Origin of the sequence: Vibrio sp. 10N.286.49.B3, from assembly GCF_002873395.1 — a bacterium.
Lineage (GTDB): Bacteria > Pseudomonadota > Gammaproteobacteria > Enterobacterales > Vibrionaceae > Vibrio.
Genome location: NZ_MCUV01000024.1, coordinates 1 through 21,878 on the forward strand (window position 1 = coordinate 1; position 21,878 = coordinate 21,878).

Annotated in this window: 16 protein-coding genes; 5 read left to right on the forward strand and 11 right to left on the reverse strand. The window is 38.1% G+C overall.

The genetic code is table 11. The features are described from left to right. The 8 genes from BCU68_RS08675 to BCU68_RS08710 all read right to left on the reverse strand — a co-directional run. Positions 1–2,963: VCBS domain-containing protein (locus BCU68_RS08675; RefSeq protein WP_198591709.1), on the reverse strand; the 2,963-nt coding region annotated here is incomplete at its 3' end. A gap of 246 nt (positions 2,964–3,209) precedes the next feature. Then, the gene (gltS, locus tag BCU68_RS08680; protein WP_102564381.1) at positions 3,210–4,436 is read right to left on the reverse strand and encodes a sodium/glutamate symporter; all 1,227 of its coding nucleotides are present in this window, start codon (positions 4,434–4,436) and stop codon (positions 3,210–3,212) included. 239 nt (positions 4,437–4,675) lie between these two features. Continuing rightward, positions 4,676–5,032 carry a YibL family ribosome-associated protein gene (locus BCU68_RS08685; RefSeq protein ID WP_102564382.1) on the reverse strand — a complete coding sequence of 119 codons (357 nt, stop codon included), beginning with the start codon at positions 5,030–5,032 and terminating at the stop codon, positions 4,676–4,678. 86 nt (positions 5,033–5,118) lie between these two features. After that, the gene (locus tag BCU68_RS08690; protein ID WP_102564383.1) at positions 5,119–5,871 is read right to left on the reverse strand and encodes an SDR family NAD(P)-dependent oxidoreductase; all 753 of its coding nucleotides are present in this window, start codon (positions 5,869–5,871) and stop codon (positions 5,119–5,121) included. Between the two features lie 96 nt (positions 5,872–5,967). Continuing rightward, complete coding sequence (locus BCU68_RS08695) at positions 5,968–6,684, reverse strand: YebC/PmpR family DNA-binding transcriptional regulator (RefSeq protein ID WP_102564384.1); 717 nt, start codon at positions 6,682–6,684, stop codon at positions 5,968–5,970. 95 nt (positions 6,685–6,779) lie between these two features. Further along, a complete protein-coding gene (locus BCU68_RS08700) occupies positions 6,780–6,989 on the reverse strand; it encodes a DUF3283 family protein (RefSeq protein ID WP_102564385.1) in 210 nt (69 codons plus the stop codon). A gap of 107 nt (positions 6,990–7,096) precedes the next feature. Then, positions 7,097–7,291, reverse strand: coding sequence for a hypothetical protein (locus tag BCU68_RS08705; RefSeq protein WP_102564386.1), 195 nt, complete (start codon positions 7,289–7,291; stop codon positions 7,097–7,099). 379 nt (positions 7,292–7,670) lie between these two features. Further along, positions 7,671–9,647: a replication initiator protein RctB domain-containing protein gene (locus BCU68_RS08710; RefSeq protein WP_102564387.1), complete on the reverse strand. Its 1,977-nt coding sequence runs from the start codon at positions 9,645–9,647 to the stop codon at positions 7,671–7,673. Between the two features lie 569 nt (positions 9,648–10,216). On the opposite strand from BCU68_RS08710, the gene BCU68_RS16950 reads away from it, so the two are divergent. The 5 genes from BCU68_RS16950 (at position 10,217) to BCU68_RS08730 (ending at position 17,107) form a co-directional block, all read left to right on the forward strand. Then, positions 10,217–10,369 carry a hypothetical protein gene (locus tag BCU68_RS16950; protein WP_157935188.1) on the forward strand — a complete coding sequence of 51 codons (153 nt, stop codon included), beginning with the start codon at positions 10,217–10,219 and terminating at the stop codon, positions 10,367–10,369. Between the two features lie 510 nt (positions 10,370–10,879). Continuing rightward, the gene (locus BCU68_RS08715) at positions 10,880–12,100 is read left to right on the forward strand and encodes a ParA family protein (RefSeq protein WP_102564388.1); all 1,221 of its coding nucleotides are present in this window, start codon (positions 10,880–10,882) and stop codon (positions 12,098–12,100) included. A gap of 3 nt (positions 12,101–12,103) precedes the next feature. Next, positions 12,104–13,078: a ParB/RepB/Spo0J family partition protein gene (locus tag BCU68_RS08720; protein ID WP_102564389.1), complete on the forward strand. Its 975-nt coding sequence runs from the start codon at positions 12,104–12,106 to the stop codon at positions 13,076–13,078. 85 nt (positions 13,079–13,163) lie between these two features. After that, on the forward strand, positions 13,164–15,272 hold the full coding sequence (locus BCU68_RS08725; protein WP_102564390.1) for a GNAT family N-acetyltransferase: 2,109 nt from the start codon (positions 13,164–13,166) through the stop codon (positions 15,270–15,272). Positions 15,273–15,448: 176 nt separating this feature from the next. Beyond that, the gene (locus BCU68_RS08730) at positions 15,449–17,107 is read left to right on the forward strand and encodes a FapA family protein (RefSeq protein WP_241901320.1); all 1,659 of its coding nucleotides are present in this window, start codon (positions 15,449–15,451) and stop codon (positions 17,105–17,107) included. 56 nt (positions 17,108–17,163) lie between these two features. Here the strand turns inward: BCU68_RS08730 and BCU68_RS08735 are convergent, their stop codons facing one another. Genes BCU68_RS08735 through BCU68_RS08745 form a run of 3 tightly spaced genes read right to left on the reverse strand, consistent with a single transcriptional unit; the run spans position 17,164 to position 21,878 of the window. Beyond that, complete coding sequence (locus BCU68_RS08735; RefSeq protein WP_102564392.1) at positions 17,164–19,278, reverse strand: type I secretion system permease/ATPase; 2,115 nt, start codon at positions 19,276–19,278, stop codon at positions 17,164–17,166. 15 nt (positions 19,279–19,293) lie between these two features. Continuing rightward, positions 19,294–21,204, reverse strand: coding sequence for an EAL domain-containing protein (locus tag BCU68_RS08740; protein WP_102564393.1), 1,911 nt, complete (start codon positions 21,202–21,204; stop codon positions 19,294–19,296). A gap of 5 nt (positions 21,205–21,209) precedes the next feature. Continuing rightward, complete coding sequence (locus BCU68_RS08745) at positions 21,210–21,878, reverse strand: transglutaminase-like cysteine peptidase (protein WP_198591710.1); 669 nt, start codon at positions 21,876–21,878, stop codon at positions 21,210–21,212.

The following is a 21,878-nucleotide window of genomic DNA, read 5'->3' on the forward strand; positions in this document are numbered from 1 at the left end:
TCTTGCGAAGTGATAGTGAACAGTTCGTCTTTAGTTTCACCTTCATCTAGATACTGAACTTCCGCGTTATCAACGTTATACGTCCAAGCACCGTCTTCCGTTAATGTAAGACTGCCTAGCACGCCAGTGGCAGGAACGACACTGCTTGGAACGAACACTTCTTGCAGGACACCATCGGCGTCCGTAATGGTCAACTGACCATTGTCGGTTAAGGTCGGGGTCGATTCATCTTCAACGACTTCACCAACCGCATTACCGGAGATGATTGCGGCATCATTAACCCCAGTAATGGTCACGGTAATTATATGTTCAGTACCGTCTTGCGAAGTGATGGTGAACACTTCGTCTTTGGTCTCGCCTTCATCTAAATATTGAACATCGGCATTATCAACGTTATACGTCCAAGCGCCATCTTCAGTTAACGTGAGACTACCTAGTGCATCTGCGGCAGGTACTACGCTGCTTGGATCAAAGGATTCCTGTAGCGCGCCATCGGCATCCGTAATGGTTAACTGACCGTTGTCAGTTAAGACAGGAGAAGTCTCATCCTCGGTCACGGCACCCGTATCAATACCGCCGATTTCAGCAGCATCATTAACACCAGTAATGGTCACGGTAATTATATGTTCAGTACCATCTTGCGAAGTGATAGTGAACACTTCGTCTTTGGTCTCGCCTTCATCTAAATACTGCACATCTGAGTTAATGACACTGTAATCCCACGCCCCGTCTTCGGTTAACGTCAGAGATCCTAATACATCAGCGGCAGGTACTACGCTGCTTGAAACGAACACTTCTTGCTGGACACCATCGGCGTCTGTAATGGTCAACTGACCATTGTCCGTTAAGGTCGGAGTCGATTCATCTTCAACAACTTCACCAACCGCATCGCCGGAGATGATTGCGGCATCATTAACACCCGTGACCGTCACGGTAATGGTATGTTCCGTACCGTCTTGCGAAGTAATAGTGAATACTTCGTCTTTGGTTTCACCTTCATCTAAATACTGAACATCGGCATTATCAACGTTGTACGTCCAAGCGCCGTCTTCAGATAATGTAAGACTGCCTAGCACGCCAGTGGCAGGAACGACACTGCTTGGAACGAACACTTCTTGCAGCACACCATCCGCGTCGGTAATGGTTAACTGACCACTGTCGGTTAAGGTCGGAGATGTCTCATCTTCCACTACTTCACCAACCGCATCGCCGGAGATGATTGCGGCATCATTAACCCCCGTGATCGTCACGGTAATGGTATGTTCGGTACCATCTTGCGAAGTGATAGTGAACAGTTCGTCTTTGGTTTCACCTTCATCTAAATATTGAACATCCGCATTATCAACGTTATACGTCCAAGCGCCTTCTTCGGTTAACGTCAGAGATCCTAATGCATCAACAGCAGGAACCACGCTGTTTGGATCAAATACTTCTTGCAGCACACCATCGGCATCCGTAATGGTTAACTGACCATTGTCAGTTAGAGTCGGAGAAGTTTCATCTTCAGTCACCGCACCCGTATCAATACCGCTGATCTCAGCGGCATCATTAACACCGGTGATCGTCACGGTAATGGTATGTTCCGTACCGTCTTGCGAAGTGATGGTGAACACTTCGTCTTTCATCTCGCCTTCATCTAAATATTGAACTTCCGAGTTAATGACACTGTAGTCCCACGCTCCGTCTTCGGTTAACGTCAGGGTCCCTAATGCATCAACGGCAGGAACAACACTGGTTGGATCGAAGGATTCTTGTAGCGCGCCATCGGCGTCAGTAATGGTCAACTGACCGTTGCTGCTTAAGGTCGGTGAATCATCATCTTCGGTCACCGCACCCGTATCAATACCGCTGATCTCAGCAGCATCATTAACCCCGGTAATGCTCACAGTAATGGTATGTTCAGTCCCATCTTGCGAAGTGATGGTGAACTCTTCGTCTTTGGTCTCACCTTCATCTAAATACTGAACATCGGCATTATCAACGTTATACGTCCAAGCGCCCTCTTTGGTTAACGTCAGAGTCCCTAATACATCAGCGGCAGGAACAACGCTAGTTGGATCAAATACTTCTTGCAGCACACCATCGGCGTCCGTAATGGTCAACTGACCATTGTCCGTTAAGCTCGGGGTCGATTCATCTTCAACGACCTCACCAACCGCATCGCCGGAGATGATTGCGGCATCATTAACACCCGTGATCGTCACGGTAATGGTATGCTCAGTACCATCTGCAGAAGTGATGGTGAACACTTCATCTTTGGTCTCACCTTCCGCTAAATACTGAACATCCGCATTATCAACGTCATACGTCCAAGCACCGTCTTCAGTTAACGTGAGAGTCCCTAGTGCATCAACGGCAGGTACAACACTAGTTGGATCAAAGGATTCCTGTAGCGCGCCATCGGCATCCGTAATGGTTAACTGACCACTGTCGGTTAAGGTAGGAGAAGTTTCATCTTCGGTCACGGCACCCGAATCAATACCACCGATTTCTGCCGGTATATTTTCAGTTAACGTTGGGTCACCATTTCTCAACAAAAGTGTCGCTAAACTGACACTTTGAGGTTCAGTGATAGTTGATTCTGCAGAAGCTGAAGTCTCAAAAAATGTAGCGGCAAGTTTTTCTATTTGGGTCGCTGTAATCTGATTATTATTTTCAATACTAGAACTTAGAATATCAACGCCAGCAGCGGTAGCCTGCTCATCATCTAAAGTGGGATCATCTCCACTTTCAATTTGTTCTATAATTCTCGCAACATCAGGGAGATCCGATGTCGTAGCATCACTACCAGCAAGAGCAACGTTGATTTTCTCGGCCGAATTATCAGTACCTTCACCTTCGCCAATGATTTTAATAATAATATCACCAGGTTGGAGCGCAGTTTCATCAACAATTTGAATAACTCCATCTCGGTTGATAGATATTGATCCTGAAGATTGCGCTAATAAGTTAAATACTTGCATGCTCTTGCTTCTCCCTGCGTATGAATAGCATCACTAATAATTTTGATTCTGATAACTTTACTTACGAAAACAAACACCTGTTAGATCATAAAAAAACAACAAGATAAGTTAAAATTATCAATTAAAAAATTTAATCTATAGTGTTAAGGATAGGTAATGGATTTGAAACAAGAAAGGTATGAATAGGGTATTATTTGCATAAAGTAACTAAGAATAGATACTTTATGCAATGAGGAGGAAGGTGGACTATCCGATGAACGAAATATAGCCTTGAAGAATAATTAAGTTAACAATATCAATAAAGAACGCACCTACAATAGGAACAACCATAAATGCTTGTGGTGATGGACCGTAACGATTAACTAATGAGCCCATATTCATTACTGCCGTTGGCGTTGCACCAAGACCAAAACCACAATGCCCACCAGCGATAACTGCAGCATCATAGTTTTTACCCATCACTTTAAAAGTAACAAAGTATGCAAAGATACCTAAAACACAAGCTTGAATTGCTAGTATGATTAAAAATGGAATAGCTAAATCAAAAATATTCCACAACTTTAGACTCATAAGTGCCATAGCTAAGAACAAAGATAATGAAACCGTACCCAAAATATCTACTGTCTCTGTATCAATTTTATGTACTTTTGTCACTTCCATTACGTTAGTAATAAATACACCAATAAACAGTGCATATACGAAGTCTGGAATCATTAGCCATTTAATATCAAGTGTACTAACCCAAGCTTCAAGATACTTTGCCCCTGTAACACAAATAAGCAAAATAAATAAAACTTCAATTACCTTCTTAGCGGTAACTTTATCTTCTTCATATTCATTATATGTAACAAGTTCAGGGAAGCGTTCATGGGTTTGTGTACCTGAGCCATAGTCTGACTCAAGCTGATTTTTATCAATGATTTTTTGAGCCACAGGGCTACCAATAATACCACCGATAATTAAACCAAACGTTGCTGATGCCATCGCAATTTCTAATGTATTTTGTATACCATAGCTATCAGTAAATGTCTGAGCCCAAGCAGCACCTGTCCCATGTCCACCAGATAGTGTGATAGAACCGGCTATCAAACCCATTAAAGGATCTAAGCCCATTGCTGTAGCGAGTGATACACCAACACCATTTTGAATAATGATATAAATAGATGCGATACCTAAGAAAAGAAAGACCTTTGCTCCCCCTTTCATTAGTTGAGTGTAGTTAGCCGCTAGACCTACTGTTGCAAAAAACATTAACATAAAAGTATTTTGCATCGGTAGAGAGAATTCAAGGTCAATGCCATTGAAGTGCATAAGTGTGATAATACATGCGATGATTAAACCACCCACGATCGGTTCGGGTATATTATATCGCCTTAGAGCTGGCACTTTTACATTGATAAAGTGACCTAAAAACAAGACACTTATTGCTATTAAGAAAGATTCTAGTGGCCCTACTGAAATTAAATTGTTCATATAACCTCTTTTGATTGATCACTCATCTTCCTTAATGAGATTAGTCTATAATTAAATTTTTACCTTAAATCGGTATCCTTTGCAGAGATGTAAAAAAATAGATACATCGTAAGTACTTCATCATGTGAAGTATTGTATAAAAACAACCCTCTATTAAAGAGCTATTAAGTAACTACCATGCTGATAGTTAAAAACAAAAAAGGAGCTATTAAGCTCCTTTTTTATATCTTTAGTTAGATTTAAAATGATTTAGGTGCATAACCTGTCATCACTTTTAAACCGAGTTCTTTACCAATCTTCGTCATTGGATGAACAACGATAAGACCTTTCACTGACTTCTTAAGTTTGCCCATGTCCGCTTGTTCAGACTTGGTAATTTCACGCTTAAAAGGCATCGCTAATAAACTCTTACGTTCAGTATTTAAATCAAAGCTTTGCTTGTGCTTTAACTGAGCAATTTTCTTTGTATGCTTTCTAATTTCTTCTTCAAACTGACGCACAACAGGACGATCTTCACGAGCTTTAGCCGCTGCAAGTTTGTGTTTACACTTGTCTACACGATTAGTGATTTCTTGTATTTCGTTTTTACCACTCATAAAAATTACCTACGTTTAAGCTGTCAGTACAGATTGGGTCGCGAATTATAGCATATAAGGTCTTACGGAACGAAATTTATTCTGTATTAATCTCTATCGATGGCAAATGCCGACCACGCTTGACGAGTCGGCATAACCTCAAGACGGTTAATATTGATATGATCAGGTAGCGTCGCGATATAAAACATATTCTCAGCAATATCTTCTGCACTTAATGGTGTTGTACCACGGTATAGATTATCTGACGCCTCTTGGTCCCCTTTAGTTCGAACTAGAGTAAACTCGGTTTCTGCCATACCAGGAGCGAGATCGGTAACTCTCACCCCCGTACCTTGGAGATCACAGCGCAAATTGAAGCTAAATTGTTTAACAAATGCTTTACTTGCACCATATACATGACCACCAGGATACGGCCATTCACCAGCGATTGAGCCGATGTTAATAATACTAGCCCCTGCTCCTGTTTTTATCAGGATAGGTAGTAGGGCATGAGTCACATTAACTAAGCCAGTAATATTAGTGTCAATCATTGTATGCCAATCTTTCAAATCAACACTTGGCGCCCCCTGTGGCGCAAGAGCTAAACCGGCATTATTAATCAAAGTCGTGACTGATGAAAAATCAATGGGTAGCGTATTAACGGCTTCTCGCACCGCTTCTGCATCTCTAACGTCTAATTGAATGATATGAACAGGAACATTTAACTCTTCTTTTAATGCAGTAAGCCGCTCTATACGACGACCAGATAAAACTAAAGACCATCCATCTTTTGCAAAACGATGTGCAGCAGCACGACCAAACCCTGATGTAGCACCAGTAATGAAAGCTATCTTGTTCATATCAAAATCCTTGTAAAACTATAATAAACGTAAATTAATGTATAAAAAAACCGAACACAAGGTCCGGCTTTAGCATAATAAAATTGAGTCTAAGACTTAAAGTTCAGCGTTATGATAAACCTGCTGAACATCATCACAGTCATCAAGAAGATCTAAGAATTTTTGGAATTTCTCAGCATCTTCTCCAACAATTGGTGATGTCGCTTGTGGTACAAAAGTAATCTCTTCTACATCAATCGTCAGTTCTGGGTACTCAGCTTCAAGCGCTGTTTTTACTTTAAAGAACTCAGTATTTGGTGCAAAAACAGTAATAACGCCATCTTCAAGCTCAATATCAGATACATCAACATCCTGCATCATTAGCGCTTCAAGTACCGCTTCTTCATCTGTACCTTTAAATTGAAAAACAGCCTGATGATCGAACATGTGAGCGGTTGTACCTGGGCTACCAATTTTAGCACCAGTCTTTACAAAAGCTTGACGTACATCTTGGAAAGTACGGTTTCCGTTATCTGTTAGACAGTCAACAATAACACTTGCGCCACCAGGTGCAAAACCTTCATAACGAGCGACTTGGTAATCTTCACCACCGCCACCCATAGCTTTATCTAAAGCTTTATCAATAACGTGAGCTGGTACCTGATCTTTTTTCGCTTTAGCAATAAGGTGCTTTAGCGATAAATTCATGTCTGGATCTGGGCTACCATTTTTAGCACACATGTAAATTTCTTTACCGTATTTAGAATATACTTTGATTTTTGCGCCTTGCGTTTTTGCCATTGAGGCTTTACGCACTTCAAAACTTCTTCCCATCGGGACATTCTCTCTGATTCAATTTAACAGGGCAGATTTTAGCAAAAAGCCGGAACGATTCAATTTCCGGTTTTCGAGAAAATAGCAGCGTTTCGCTATGCGACGCCCATTACTCGCTTGTATTTTTCAATCGATTGTTGAAACCACTCTTTTTGCTGTTCATCAACAATTTTACGAGATTGCTCAACGATCGCTTCAGGACCACTTTTAGCATGCTTAAGTTTCCAAACTAAAAAAGATGCCTGCTTATCCAATTCGATTCTGTTTTTTTCATCGGATGGGAGTAAAGACAAATTTACCGACATTTGATAGCCCTGAAAGTAATACTAGTGGAGCGGAATATACCATAGAGCAGAAAAAAAGGGCAGCATGACGCTCCCCTTAAAAAGAATAATAACTCGTTTATGCAATATCAATGAAGTAAACCTAACTCCCGAGCCTCTTCTAGAGTTAAACCACTTTCACGAATCTCTTTTAATGCTTCGATTCGTCTACGCGCTTCAGCCGATTTAACTTGTTTATCTGATGCTGCAGTGGTCTCGTCCGTGAGATCCCATTTATTTGCTATACCGGTCATTTCATCATGGTTGATAGAATTGATAGACATATTTTTCCTCCAAAGACACCATGTAGCGGACAGTTAATCAGTAACAAACTGGTTTAAAGTTGTTAAGACAAATCATCGAGAAATGTGACCTCCTTTGCGCAATGAATATGAGATAAAAAATAGCCTTATTTATCCTTTGCGAACGGGTAAAAGAAACAGTAATGTTGGCAAGTTAACCTACTTAAAAGCGCATGCGTGTTACCTCACACTTTCAAAATCTATTCTATCGATGAAGCTAAGATTTTACTCCATCATATTAGTCAGATTAAAAAGCAAGATAGTAAAAATATAGTTATAGACACATCAATTCGTAAAGTTACTGCCATAAAAAACGAGCCATAAAAGCTCGTTAATATTAAGTTTAGAGTGATATATGACTCTAAATACCAATTGCTACTTCATCCAAAGCTCGAAATACCATTTCATCTAGATGTCCATCAAAAATCTGCTTGCAAACTTTCTTACGTACAGCAAGACCTGAGATTAATCTCTCAATAGAAAGGTGTTTTGACTCATTCTGATTATTATAAAGTTCTATTAACTTACTTAGTGTTTCATAAGGGATAACTTGCTCCCCCACTTTTAACCAATCAAGCTTGTCCATCAACTCTATGCACTCTTCACGTATTGATGATGGTGAGTGACCAGTCATCGCAGAAAGTGCCATTATGCTGCGTTCTAGAGCTTCTGGTGAGGTATATTTAGATAATGTAATAGTAATTTCGTCAGCATTTATCTCGACTAGATGTTTTCTCTGTTTAACACGTCGACCAAGTTTACCTTTTGGCGAAGGCGCTTTGCGTTGAATTGGCTCAAACTCACCGTCAATAATTGCAGATAACTCAGCTAATTTCTGTTTTGATACCATTTCATTGCGTAGTGGGTTTGGCAAGGTTGGTGCCATATTTCGTTTGCCAGCATTCGTTGTTCTAGCACGTGAGTAGCGCAATACTTCATCGACATCACAGCGAATATCGACTTGATAATCGACATTTTTACCCTTTTCAACAAGGGCTGTAAGCGTTAAATGGTAACCCCACAAGTTAACGATAAACATTGAATCATCACCTTTCCCTTTAGATAAACGCTTTAATTCACGTATTAGATCCATAGAGAATCGTCGCCATTCTATATTTCTAGCAAGCTTTTGATTTAACTCACTAAGTAACATGCTATCACTGTGTCTACGTGCCATACGAGTTCTAAAATATGAGTATAACTGGAACACTAGAGTATGCTGGCGTAATATTTCTGGGGGAAAAAGGAAAAAATAATCACGCGTTAGTAGCTCTTCATAGAATGATGGTTCCCAAACCAATATATATAAATTTGGCTTAATACGAATTTCACCATCAGCACCTTCAGTTGGAGCTTCTTCAGAGGCCGTAATCGTTCGAGCAATAAAACGGAATCGATCACTTTTAAAGCCTTCTGGCATGTTTTCACTTAACCATCGACCTGTTAACTCATGTAGTTGAAAGTCAGTAAATTCAATACGATCAATACTATCTCGAATAGAGTCTCTTGCTGGACCACTATCTTTTTTACCACGCAAAGATAATATATCTGTGATGTAAAGAGGGGTTTTGTTCGGGGCTTGCTTAGCATCTAGTTGATAATGATCTTGATGATGATCATGGTATTGAACTGTTAATGTAAACAAAGCAAAAAGCGTCATTAGATCATCAACTGTCATAATGTTTTTAGATGATCTTGTTTCAATCACAGCACGGGTGCCTGAAATTGAAACCATTGATTTTTGGTAGTTTTTTCTTGTTCTTGGTGGTGCTAATGCTTGATCTATAATCCCAGCCCAGTTAGTTGGTGATACTATAAATTGATCAGCTTCATCTTTCATGCTTGGCGGAATATTTAAACCATGCTCATTTAAAAGGCGTTTGTTAACTTGAGTTTGAGCGAGTGCTTTTGATCTTTTTTGCTTTTCATTTTGCTTAACCGTTTCTGTTACTAAACTCGTAGCACCAAGTGCAGAAATGAGTTTATTAGGGTTAACGAAGCGGTGTAGCATCGTTTTACCTGCTAATCCTTCCTCGAATCGAACAGGAATTTGAGTAAAGAGTCCAATATTTACCGCTGCACGTAATCGTTGTTGTAAAGCAGCTCGCGTTAATTGCCCATCGGTTGCAGCAACAATATCAGTTGTTGATACATATCCGTCTTTACTAGAAAAACCTTGCAAAGAGATTAGGTTAAGGAGTTCAACAATGCTTTTTGTCACTCCTTTGAAGTGTTGATATTGCTCTATCCAATCTACGGCTGTTTCAGATACTTCAAATAAATGACCATCTTTGTGTGTTCTTGGGAACTTAATTAGTTTTTTTTCATTTGATGACATTATCTTTCCAGTTCACATTAGCCGTAATTTCGCAGTATTTCCGAATAGAATAAAGAAAATAAGATCATAAATAAAGAAAAAAATTATTCTTTTTAAAAACTGATCTTACTGTTTAATATGATCTAATTGATATAGTGATCTAATGATCCGAGAAGAAATCTTAGGATAAGCTACTGTAATTAAAGTGTTTTCCATCCCAGACTTACGGAACTATGATCATATACAGTAAGGAAGTATGATCAAAAGGCGATCGGATCTATGATCATCAACAGGCAAAAGCATGATCAATGTAATTACCAATCTATGATCAAGGGCTTTATGGAACAATGATCATCATTGAATAACAAGTTATCCACAGTTAAAAAGCGTTGATTGCTAATTTGCTGCTGATTTTTATAAATTTGATATAGATTGATGACCTAATTTAGTCTGTTTTACCTCTGGAACTATGATCATGGTTGTTCATTTTAGTTTTTGATTTCTAAATTGCTTTTAATAAGTTTTTAGTCTTTTACGAGTAATGCTAACAGGCACGGTTCAAATTACTCGTCATTATCGGAAGCATGATCATGAAAGCAACTCTTTATAGCGTGTTATTCGTATTTTTATGCTTTTCATTGCTAATTTTCTCATCAAACCTTATTCCATCAGCACTTAGCCGTAACTTACCAAGTGAAAATTATGCTTCCATTGAGCTTTCTTTCTTGATCATTGATCCATAAAAAGATCTGTAATTTATACTTTCCTTTTGAGCTTGTTGTTAATTGAGCCATCTTGATCATTCTTCCGTTAATTGCCTTATATTTATTTATGATAATATGAGGATCCTTGATCATGCTTCTAGTTAATGGGGTGTTGATAATAAAATTTTCAATTTAGATTTATATTTTATAGAAAATTCATCCTGAAATATCACTTTTTATATCGATTTTAGGTTGATTTTGATGTTTTGTATTCAAAATAACAACCTCCGTATTCTATAGGTTCTATTTATCGTTCCGAGGATGGTTTTACAGTGTAAATAAGTGACAAGGTAACATTTAATTTCTTTTAGATATATACCTCCTGTCATAGATAAAAGGAAAAATAATTTAATTTTGTTGAGTACAAGTTAAATTGATTTTTCTTCTAAAGTTTGTGATTTTAATCATTAAATGTACGTGCACCTTTTTTGTGGTAATGATACTATTTGTTGTACATTATGTTTAAACATTCAATCATGGAATTGTCCAATGAAAAGAGAACAAACGATTGAGCACCTCAACAACCTCGCTGAATTAACTAAGCAGGTACAGGCTGATCGAATAGAAATTATTTTAGAAGAGCGAAATGATGACCACTTTCCACCAATGTCTAAAGCTTTGATGGAAACACGTTCTGGCTTAACTCGAAGAAAATTAGATGATGCGATTACTAAGTTAGAGTCAGAAGGTCATCAGTTTACTAAAAACAATGCAAATCATTATTCTATTTCTCTTCAAGAAGCACATATGCTTATGGATGCTGCTGGTGTTGATAAATTTCATGAACGTAAAAAGAATGGTGATAATAAACCTTGGGTTATAAATGTTCAGAACCAAAAAGGCGGTACTGGAAAATCGATGACTGCGGTTCATTTAGCGGCTTGCCTATCATTGAATCTCGATAAACGTTATCGTATTTGTTTAATCGATTTAGATCCTCAAGGCTCATTACGACTTTTTCTAAACCCTCAAATCAGTGTCTCAGAGCATCAGAATATCTACTCTGCGGTTGATATTATGCTAGATAATGTGCCTGAAAATGAGGAAGTAGATGCTGAGTTCTTACGTAAGAATGTATTATTACCGACTCAATACCCTAATTTAAAAACAATTTCTGCATTCCCTGAAGATGCAATGTTTAATGCCGAAGCCTGGCAACATCTTTCTCAAAACCAATCTCTCGATATTGTTTGTTTATTAAAAGAAAAGCTAATTGATAAAATGGCAGATGATTTCGATATTATCATGATAGATACTGGCCCTCACGTTGACCCATTAGTGTGGAATGCTATGTACGCTTCGAATGCATTATTAATCCCTTGTGCTGCAAAGCGTTTAGATTGGGCGTCAACCGTTAACTTTTTCCAACACTTGCCAACCGTTTATGAAATGTTCCCCGATGACTGGAATGGTTTAGAATTTGTTCGTCTTATGCCTACGATGTTTGAAGATGATAATAAAAAACAAGTATCAGTATTAACGGAAATGAATTATTTATTAGGTGATCAAGTTACGATGGCAACCATTCCACGTAGCCGAGCATTTGAAACCTGTGCTGATACTTACAGTACTGTTTTTGATTTAACCGTTGGTGATTTTGAAGGTGGTAAAAAAACATTAGCAACAGCGCAAGATGCTGTTCAAAAAGGTGCTTTGGAGCTCGAACGAGTGCTTCACAGTCATTGGTCATCACTAAATCAGGGAGAATAAGCAATGGCTTTAAAAACATCTGAACTTAACGCAAAACTTTTTGGTAAAACAAACAAACGCCGTGTTGCGACACCTCAAGAAGCACAGACGGCAGCGAAAGAACAAGCACAAGTGATAGAGCTTGCTGTTGCTGGTGAAGACCTTGTTTCTTTTGAATTAGTAAAAATACCAGCAAATCAAGTCGAAGATAAGACGCTTGTTTTTGCCCAAAATGCACGTGAGCAATCATTCTTAAATGAACATGCTCTTGCAGATGTATTAGTCACTCTACGTGAACGTGGGCAACAGTACCCAGCTGTTGGACGTAAAACACAAGATGGTAAAATAGAAGTATTAGATGGTAGTCGCCGTCGTATGTCTTGTATTTTAGCTGAAAAAGATTTTTTGATTTATGTTGCTGATAACATTAATAGTGAACATGCCAAGTTTTTATCTGATGTAGCAAACGCACATAAGCCGCTTTCTTTATATGAAAAAGGCAAAGAAATGCAAGCTAAGCTAGATAGTAGCGAAGCGGTTGACCAAAAATCATTAGCTAAAATGTTTCAGTGTAGCGAAGCATTAGTTAGTGGTGCATTGAAGGCAGCAGCATTACCATTAGAGTTATTGCAGGCATACCCAAATGTAAGTGATTTAGGTCGCCCAACTATAGTGAAGTTACATAAGCAATTTAATGAGTTAGATAAAGCGAATCAAGATCAACTTATTAAGAAATGTAATGTTGAAGCGAATTCGTTATGGCAGCGTAGCAGTGCACATGGTGTAGCTCGTTTAACAAAGGATGTCTCAGAGTCAATTGAAGGTTGGATTACCGATCTTGCGCCACAAAAAGTTGTGCCTAAAATAACGAAGCAAGATCTTATTAAAGGTCGTGCAAACTATAATAGAAAGGGCAATAACTTATCACTGACTTTGAAAAAAGTTGATGATGCGACAGTTGATGAGATTTTAGAATTTATTAAATCAAAATTAAGCTAATAAGTTACCGTTACAAAAAGTCGCCTTGGGCGGCTTTTTTTTTGTCTTGTGTTAACATTAACGCAGAGATTATTAAGGTATATTTATGAAAGCAGAATGCAATTTTTTATTAGAATTATTGGCAACAGCCAAAAAATATCATATTCGCTTTGGGGTTGTTTTAAAAGGAGAGAAAACCTGGCAACTGGATCTTATCAGTTGTTACCTTTCTTTAAAGTCTGATACAGCTATTGTCCAATTGGGTGGGGTACCATTAACTCGTCAATGCCCAAACCTTCTATTAGATAATTTCACTAGTTTAAGCTTTAAAAAAGGGCAGCAATTATTAGGGCGAGAGTGTGCACATTTAGTTTGTGACTTTACTCCTCAAGACAATGAGATAAAAAATGGTATCGAGTTTGATGCAAATAGTTTTAGTGCGGCGCTAGGTTCCATTACTGGCGGTGGTTTACTCTTTATTATCGACTGTGAGAATAGACTTAATACGCCAGATAATATTTGGCTAAATAATGCCTTTGAGCAACTATATGTCATTAAGCAAAATCAAGCTCTGCCAGTCATTGATACAAATACTTTACCGAGTATTCCAAATTCGACGATTATTTATCATCAGCAGCAGCATACTATTTCTTTAGTCGAAAAGCTTTTATCTGGTCGAAGAAAAAGACCTCTTGTTATTACAGCAGATCGAGGTCGTGGAAAAAGTTCAGCTTTAGGCATGGCTTCAGCTAATCTAATGACGAGAGATAAAGCGGTTAATATTATCGTTACTGCACCGAGCATTAAAGCGGTCGAGCCCATTTTTTCATATGTATTAAAGGGCGTTGACGATATATTATCATCTTCAAAATATCATATAGAGTTAGCTTCGGGTTCTAGAATACAGTTTATTTCTCCGGATGAACTATTACGTTCATTACCTGATGCAGATCTACTTCTTGTTGATGAAGCAGCAGCCATTCCATTGCCGATGCTAACCTCAATGCTAGAGGTTTATCATCGTATGGTTTTTTCTACCACTATCCATGGTTATGAAGGTTGTGGTAGAGGCTTTAGTATTAAATTCCAAGCTTGGCTTAATGCACATAGACCGGGGTGGAAAGGTTATCATTTAAATCAACCTATTCGTTGGCAAGAAAATGATCCATTAGAGTTATGGTTATTTAAGTCTTTTCTTCTCGACTCCAGCATAGAGTCTTTCGAACCATCAAACTTAATCATTCCTTCTGCTTCACCTTTAATTAAGCTTGATAAAAAGAATCTATTAACTAATGCAAAGTTACTTTCCCAGTGCTTTGCTTTATTAGTACATGCACATTATCAGACAACACCTAATGATTTATTCCAACTTTTAAAAGACGATAATAGTGATTTATTTGCCTGGATAGTTGATGGCAAATGTTTGACATGTGTATTAGTGGTATCTGAAGGCAATCTTAAAACTGACCTTATCGAGCAAGTTCAACTTGGATTACGGCGACCAAAAGGGCACATGATCCCTCTTTCTATTGCTAATCACCTTGCCGTTTCTCAGGCAGCGACTCAACGTTGTTGTCGAATAATGAGGATAGCTGTCTCGCCTAATATGCAAGGTTTAGGTGTTGGCTCTGCAGTATTGAACTGGCTAGAAGAGTCACTTGAAAACAAGTATGACTATATAGGTTCGAGCTTCGCTGCTACGGCAGAGTTAGTTTCTTTCTGGCGTAATAATGGATATCAAAGTATTCGACTTGGCTCAACTAGAGATCAAGCCAGTGGGTGTCATTCATTGGTTGTGTGTAAGTCTTTACAGGTTGCATCAAAGCATTGGATTTTTGATGGGCATAGACAGTTTAGAAAGCAGTTCACATTTCTTTTATCTAGTACTTTTTCAGATTTGGATTTGGTGCTAATTAAAGGCTTGCTAACTACGCCATTATTAGTTTCGCAACCAGATGTTCTGAATATACACAGACGATTGCTTGATCTTTATGGGCGTGGTGGTAGTGGGGCTAATAGTGTTTCTTATGTTATTTATTCAGCTTTATCAGAACTCTCAAACTTAGATGGTGTAGATGACTTACTTTTGAAGTATTTTTTATTACAGCACTCTCCATCTGTATGTATTGAATATTTCAAAATGGCAGGAAGAAAAGAATTTGAGTCGGAACTACGTAAATCAACTTTGCGATTACTCAGTCGATTTACAGTGTAAATTACAGCTTTACACTTTCAGTGGAAATTTAAATTTCAGCCAATTTACACTGTAAATTGTTCGTGATGGAGTCCTGAAAAATGTAGCAAAGACATTTTTTTTTCACAAAATCTAGATAGTATGGTTTCATATAATAAGGACATGGATAATCTTATATGTGGGACAACTTTGTTTATATGAGTGATGAAAATACAGTAATGGCAAAGGTGCCAGACAATGTAGTAGTAGACTCATCTGTGAGTTTTGAATTAGAAGAACTTCATACACAATTAGGCATACTTGGTTGCAGCGATCTATATTTAGACTTGGAAGTTGTAAATCAATTTATAGGTCTAGCGAAAGAAAATCATGACACAGAAAATAGAGCCTTCAAAATTGCTTATTCAGTAGATGCAACTATTACGATCAATATTGCTGATGATTGTATGCTTGCTAATATGATCGTTGCTGGGAGTTATAGAGGGCAGGGTGTTAGTAGTCAGGATATAATTAAGCAGTTAAAAGATGCTGGAATCATAAAAGGAATAAATAAACAGGCGCTAAAAAAAGTGCTTCATATGAGTCATACACTATCTTCAGGTGAGCAATTTATTCAGCCAATAGCAAAAGGTCTATTTCCCGTTAATGGAAAAAATGCGCAGTTCCAGCCACTAATTAAAGATGTAAGAAAACAAGTCTTAGCACCTAAAGCTTCAAGCTCAGATTTAAATAAAATTGATTTAAAAGATTTTGGAAAAACAATCACTGTAGGAGTAGGTAATGAATTAATGAAGCGAATTCCTCCTACAAATGGCGAACCTGGCTTCACCGTCAAAGGCGAAAAACTTCTACCTAAAGAGGGGGAGTACTTAGATTTTAAACTTGTTGTTGGCAGTAAGGTTAGCTCACAGGATAGTAATCTATTAATTGCTACTCACTCTGGGATGCCAATTATATCCGAACGGGGTGTTGCCGTTGAAAATACACTTTGTTTGAAAAACGTTGGAATAGATACAGGGCATATTAAATTTAAAGGTCACATCGTTGTTCAGGGCAATATTGAAGCCGGTATGGTGGTTAAAGCCACTGAATCTATTACAGTGGGTGGTTTTATTGAATCTGCTGATGTGCAAGCTCAAGGTGATATTAGCGTTGCAAAAGGGATTATAGGGCATATCGTAACTGACGAAGAAACATATACATGCCGCGTAAAAAGTAATGGCAATATTTCGGCTAATTATGCTCAATACTCAGAGTTGCAAGCTGGTGAGAGTATTCATTTGTCTGTATACAGTTTAAATAACAAAATTCAATGTGGACAAGATTTGTTGGTTATCGATAAATCCCAAGAAAATGGCACCTTGAGTGGTGGAACTGTTAAAGTTGGCCGTCGAGTTCATTGTGTTGAACTTGGTGTTGAAGGTGACACATTAACTAAAGTTCATGCCTTTGCTCGTTACGATGCATTTAAAGATAGAATGACCAAATATAATGATTTGTATAGAGTAGCTCAAGAGCAAACGATGGAAGTGGTTAGGGCTCAAATTTCTTTTCAGAAAAAGCCGAAATCAGAAAGAGGTTCAGATGAAGAAATGCTGATTAAAAATAGAAAAGAAGAGAACAATCAGCAGCTAAAAAAAATCAAAAATGGTATTGAACAACTTAATAGTCAATTTGAATCTTGCTTTAAAGATTGTACTATCGAAGTGAAAAGTAAAGTTTATACAAGGGTTACGATTCAATTTGGTAATGAGAAGATTGTGACAAAAAGAATACATGGTCCAAGTATATTTTCCTTTAACCAATACGAGATACTTTGTGAGTCATTACTATCAAATGAAGATATTAGCGCATAAAAAAATGCCTATTATTCACAAGCAATAATAGGCAAATTAAAGGAATGTCTTTAAAATTAGCTAACCGTTCTTACTTTTCCTTTTTTAAGATCAGCGAGCACCTGCTCCTTTGGTCCATCCGCAATAATAGAACCTTTCTCCATTACAATAATACGATCAGCTATATCTAGCATAGATGTTTTATGTGTAATTAAGATAAGCGTTTCGCTCTCTGTTAAATGTGCGAGCTGATGTTTAATTAGCATCTCAGAGCGATTATCCATCGCACTAGTTGGTTCATCTAGTAGGAGCACTGGAGGGCGACCAAGAAAAGCACGAGCAATGGCAATCGCTTGACGTTGCCCACCAGATAGCATGCCTCCGCCTTCACCTACTTGACGTTCAAGACCAGCAGGATCTTGCTGAGTAAAAGCGGTCACTCCCGCTCTATTCGCAGCATCCATCACATCTCTATCATCACTGAGTGGGCGGCCTAAAGTGATATTGTCTCTAATTGAACCAAAGAATAAGTTACTATCCTGTGGTACACAGCCTATATTGCGTCGTATATCGACGTGATGTAATTGTTGAATATCGGTATCATCAATACGTACATGCCCCTCTGTAGGCTGATATAAGCCCATAATGAGACGTTCAAGAGTTGTTTTACCTGAGCCAATTCTACCTATGATTGCAACTTTTTCACCTGGATTGATAGTGATACTTAAGTTACGAATTGAGGCCATTGGTGAATCTGGGTAATGGAAAGAAACATTATCTAGTTCAATCTTACCTTGAATGATAGGACGATGAATATAGCGTTTACCAACCTCTTGTTCATCAGGCATTGCCATCACTTGTTCAATGATTGTCATCGATGATTTAGCTTGATTGTATCGTGATGACAACAATGATAATTGAACCATTGGTCCTATCGCTCGTCCACTCAACATCGTTGCAGCAATCAAACCACCCATCGTTAAGTCACCATTTGCAATCAAGTAGACACCTAGAATAATCATACCCACATTACAACTTTGTTGAACAAAGCTTGCTGAACTTTGAATGCTATCTGTAATACGACGGCTTTTTATATTCCAGTTTGCCATATGAGCAACAGCTTCTTCCCAACGGAATTGAAACTGACTTTGAGCACCAAAGAGTTTTACGGACTCTAAGCCTGCTAAGCTTTCGATTAAGTTTGCGTATTTTTGCGAGGCTAAACGAGAGCCTTCTTCAATCGCTCGTCGCAAAGGAGCTTGAATAAGCAATGAGTGAATAATTAAGATAACAACACCAGCAATAGGCACCCAAACTAATGGTCCTGCCATCAGCCAAATAATCACTAGAAATAAAATAGCAAAGGGGAGATCAATTAAAGAACTGATGGTTGCTGAAGTAAAGAACTCTCTTATTGATTCAAACTCTTGCAAGTGTCGAGCAAAAGCACCAACAGATTGTGGTTTCGATTCCATACGAATGCCAAGCACTTTACTAAATAGCTTTGAAGAAAGTAAAATATCCGATTTTTTTCCAGCAATATCGATAAAATAACTTCGCAGTATCTTGAGTAGAAAATCAAAAACAAAGACAACAAAAATACCACTGGCTAGAACCCATAGCGTTTCGAAAGCTAAATTCGGCACCACCTTATCGTAAACGAGACGAGTAAACATAGGTGCTGCAATAGCAAAAAGATTGATGAGGACCGATGCAATTAAAACATCACGGTAGATTTTTTTTGATTGCCAGATTGTGCTCCAGAACCAATGACCATCATTAGTCTTTAAAACTTCGGGAGAGCGTTCATCGTAACGAAATTGTTTTTTGACTAAGAAGTATCGACCTGCGTAAAGTTCTTCAAGCTCTTTTAAAGGTAAAATAATTGGAACTAAACCGCTCTCTTCAGTAATGATTTCTGCTTCTTGTTTGTCGAAATTAATACTATTTAATACACAAGCATCTGCTCCCTTGAGAAGTAAAACTGCTGGCAGTATTAATTCAGGAATCTTGGATAACTCCGCCCTTTTTTCTTTTGCAACTAGCCCTGCTCTTTCTGCTGAGCGAGGAAATAGAAAGGGGGTAAGTTTCCCTTCCGATAGTGGTAGTCCGTTAATCAATGCCTGTGGTGAATTCGCTAATCCATAATACCGGCTAACATAGATTAAGGAATTAAGTAGTGGATCTTGCATTAAGATGATTCCTTTCTATTTATCAACAATGAAGCCTTGGAATACTTCGACAAAATTCTCAGCTAGAACATCTAACTGCTCTTGTGTTTCTATTCGAGATGCTATCGTTACTATGCCTAAGTTGTGGGCGGTACGACAAATAGAGCTGAGAGTAAACTGATGTTGTTCATCTTCAATATTATGGCTAAAGAAGTAATCTAGCTTCACGTAGTGCGGTCTAAATTCACTGATATAATCAAGAGATTTTAAATCTCGACCATAACCGTCAACACCAAATTTAGCTTTGGTTAAGCGAATCGCATTACATAAAAGGGCACAATAATGAGGGTCTTGAATAAAGCTGTTTTCAGGGATTTCAAAATGAAGTAAAGAAGCAGCCTTCGCATTTTTAGTAAGCGTTTTTTCTAACCATCGAATGAAACTTGGTTGCGATACACTGGTCGAAGAAATATTAATCGCAATTGGTTGACTAATGTCACCATGACTTATTTTTTGTATGATAGTTTCTATTACAAATTGATCGAAGATATCTGTACTGTTTAGCTGCTCAAGTGCAAAGAGATATTGGTTAGCACTGAATTTTTCATTACCATTGTCAATCGATGAAAAAACCTCACTGTGAAATATATTACCTTGCTTATCATTGGCTATTTGGTATCTGAAGTTAACCCATTCATTACTAATGGCCTCTTCAACAAGTGACTTCCACTGCTGTTTACCTAACGTTATATGTTCCTCTTCACCACTGATAAAGCTGAATTCGAGTTCTGGAGCCGCTTTTGCTGAAGCTAAAGAGTTATCAACAAGTGCTAAAATATCACTACTATCCTTATATTGTTTGTTAGAGATAACCCCAAGAGAGATATTTTCTTTCGCCATTCCTGTTGGGTCAATATTGATTGCTTTGGTACTTGCTATGATATTTTCTGCAATCAATTTTATTTCGCTTTCATTGATATTTGGCAGGATGAAAGCAAACTCATAAGAAGATATTCGGGCAATAGTAAGCCCAGGAGACGAGATAGAGCTTTTAAGTTGGCTAGCAAGTTCTTGAATTGCTCTGTCACCACACTCATAGCCTTTTTCAGTATACTCATCACTAATGTATTGAGCTTGTAAAACCGCTACACCACCAATCGCAGACTCATTGAGCCATTGGTTTAGTTGAGCTAAGTAGAAAGCACGATTACCAAGTTGAGATACTGGATCCACATAAGCTCTAGTTCTTAATAGTTGAGCTTCTTGAGCTTGCTCTTTAAAAGACAACTCAACTTGAGCGGACATTGTGTTGATACCATTAACAACAGCAATCAGATCTTTGGTTTTTGGTGGCTTAAGGGGCTCATCAAATTGGTTATCAGCAATTTGTTCCATTTTTTTGACAATTAAAGTCAGCGGATGTAATGCGCGTTTTAGAATAAGCCCAATGGCAAGAATGCCGATAATAAAGATGCCACTAAATAAACTGAGTAAATTAGTAAATGAAAACCACATTTGTTGGTAAGCGGAACCGGTATGGCTAACGATTTCAATTTCAGCCAACTGAAGCCAACCGCTCGTTACTACGCGTTTATCATGAATAGGACTGAATAAATTAATATCAGTGAACCATGAAGGCACATTATTTGGTTGGATAGGATAGTTACGCACTATTTCTTCATTGTTATCTAAGAAAACGAGTCGCACAACAGAGTATGAACTTCCATCGAATAATGCATTTATAACCGATTCAACAGCAACAGTGTCATCATCTTTTAAGTAAGGAGCAAGCGCTAAACCGACAGTATTAATCGTATTACTAACTTCAGACTCTTGCTGCTGCTTTAAAAAATGACGGGTTGTAGTGAGTTCGATAAAAAATACTGACGTCATCAGCATTAAAAATACCGCTATCATGCCAATGGCAAGTTGTTTATATAATGTCATTCTATTTACTCATCATAATTGATTATAGGTTGATTCAGTTTGAGGGAGCGCTCTCTACTTCTTAGATCATTCCAAAGGCTTAGTCGTGATGATTTTCCAGCCAGCTTTCCCATTGAATGTTGAGATTTCATAAGCCATAGATTTGTACCATTGAAACTGTATATAGGAAGAAGATCGTTGCGCAGATCTGCTCGCTTAATCTCTTTATCTATGTTGTCTAATATTAATGGTTGTGCATTTGGGCGTGCGTAATAGGCAAGTACCATGTGAAACTGGTTATACTCGAGCGCTTTAACATAGATAAGTCGCAGTTTGGTATCTGATATACCAAGCTCTAATAATGAGAAATATTTAGCAATGGTAAAGTCTTCACAATCTCCTGCATTACTACCTAGAAATTCAAGAGGTGTCGCCCAGTAATCTTTTTTTCCCCACAAACGTATATCATCAACAAAATTTAATTGGTTAAAAAATTGATTCACCCGGTTAAGTTGTTCCGTTTCTGGTAAGTCAAAAATTAATCCCATTTCATTGCGCCACGTACGAACTCTTAACCCCGCTCTTTCTCCATAGGCGAGGCTAACTGCATCTATCCACTTTTTCTCCTGACTATTAAGTGCTATGGACGGAGCAGAAAAAAGAAATATGACTAGCAGCATATATTTAATTCTCAC

Coding starts and splice junctions, on each gene's coding strand:
- BCU68_RS08700 (WP_102564385.1), bottom strand. CDS start 6,989: ATGTCGGTAAATTTGTCTTTACTCCCATCCGATGAAAAAAACAGAATC.
- BCU68_RS16950 (WP_157935188.1), top strand. CDS start 10,217: ATGAAAGCAACTCTTTATAGCGTGTTATTCGTATTTTTATGCTTTTCA.
- BCU68_RS08690 (WP_102564383.1), bottom strand. CDS start 5,871: ATGAACAAGATAGCTTTCATTACTGGTGCTACATCAGGGTTTGGTCGT.
- BCU68_RS08710 (WP_102564387.1), bottom strand. CDS start 9,647: ATGTCATCAAATGAAAAAAAACTAATTAAGTTCCCAAGAACACACAAA.
- BCU68_RS08725 (WP_102564390.1), top strand. CDS start 13,164: ATGAAAGCAGAATGCAATTTTTTATTAGAATTATTGGCAACAGCCAAA.
- BCU68_RS08705 (WP_102564386.1), bottom strand. CDS start 7,291: ATGTCTATCAATTCTATCAACCATGATGAAATGACCGGTATAGCAAAT.
- BCU68_RS08685 (WP_102564382.1), bottom strand. CDS start 5,032: ATGAGTGGTAAAAACGAAATACAAGAAATCACTAATCGTGTAGACAAG.
- BCU68_RS08730 (WP_241901320.1), top strand. CDS start 15,449: ATGAGTGATGAAAATACAGTAATGGCAAAGGTGCCAGACAATGTAGTA.
- BCU68_RS08735 (WP_102564392.1), bottom strand. CDS start 19,278: ATGCAAGATCCACTACTTAATTCCTTAATCTATGTTAGCCGGTATTAT.
- BCU68_RS08720 (WP_102564389.1), top strand. CDS start 12,104: ATGGCTTTAAAAACATCTGAACTTAACGCAAAACTTTTTGGTAAAACA.
- BCU68_RS08715 (WP_102564388.1), top strand. CDS start 10,880: ATGAAAAGAGAACAAACGATTGAGCACCTCAACAACCTCGCTGAATTA.
- BCU68_RS08740 (WP_102564393.1), bottom strand. CDS start 21,204: ATGACATTATATAAACAACTTGCCATTGGCATGATAGCGGTATTTTTA.
- gltS (WP_102564381.1), bottom strand. CDS start 4,436: ATGAACAATTTAATTTCAGTAGGGCCACTAGAATCTTTCTTAATAGCA.
- BCU68_RS08695 (WP_102564384.1), bottom strand. CDS start 6,684: ATGGGAAGAAGTTTTGAAGTGCGTAAAGCCTCAATGGCAAAAACGCAA.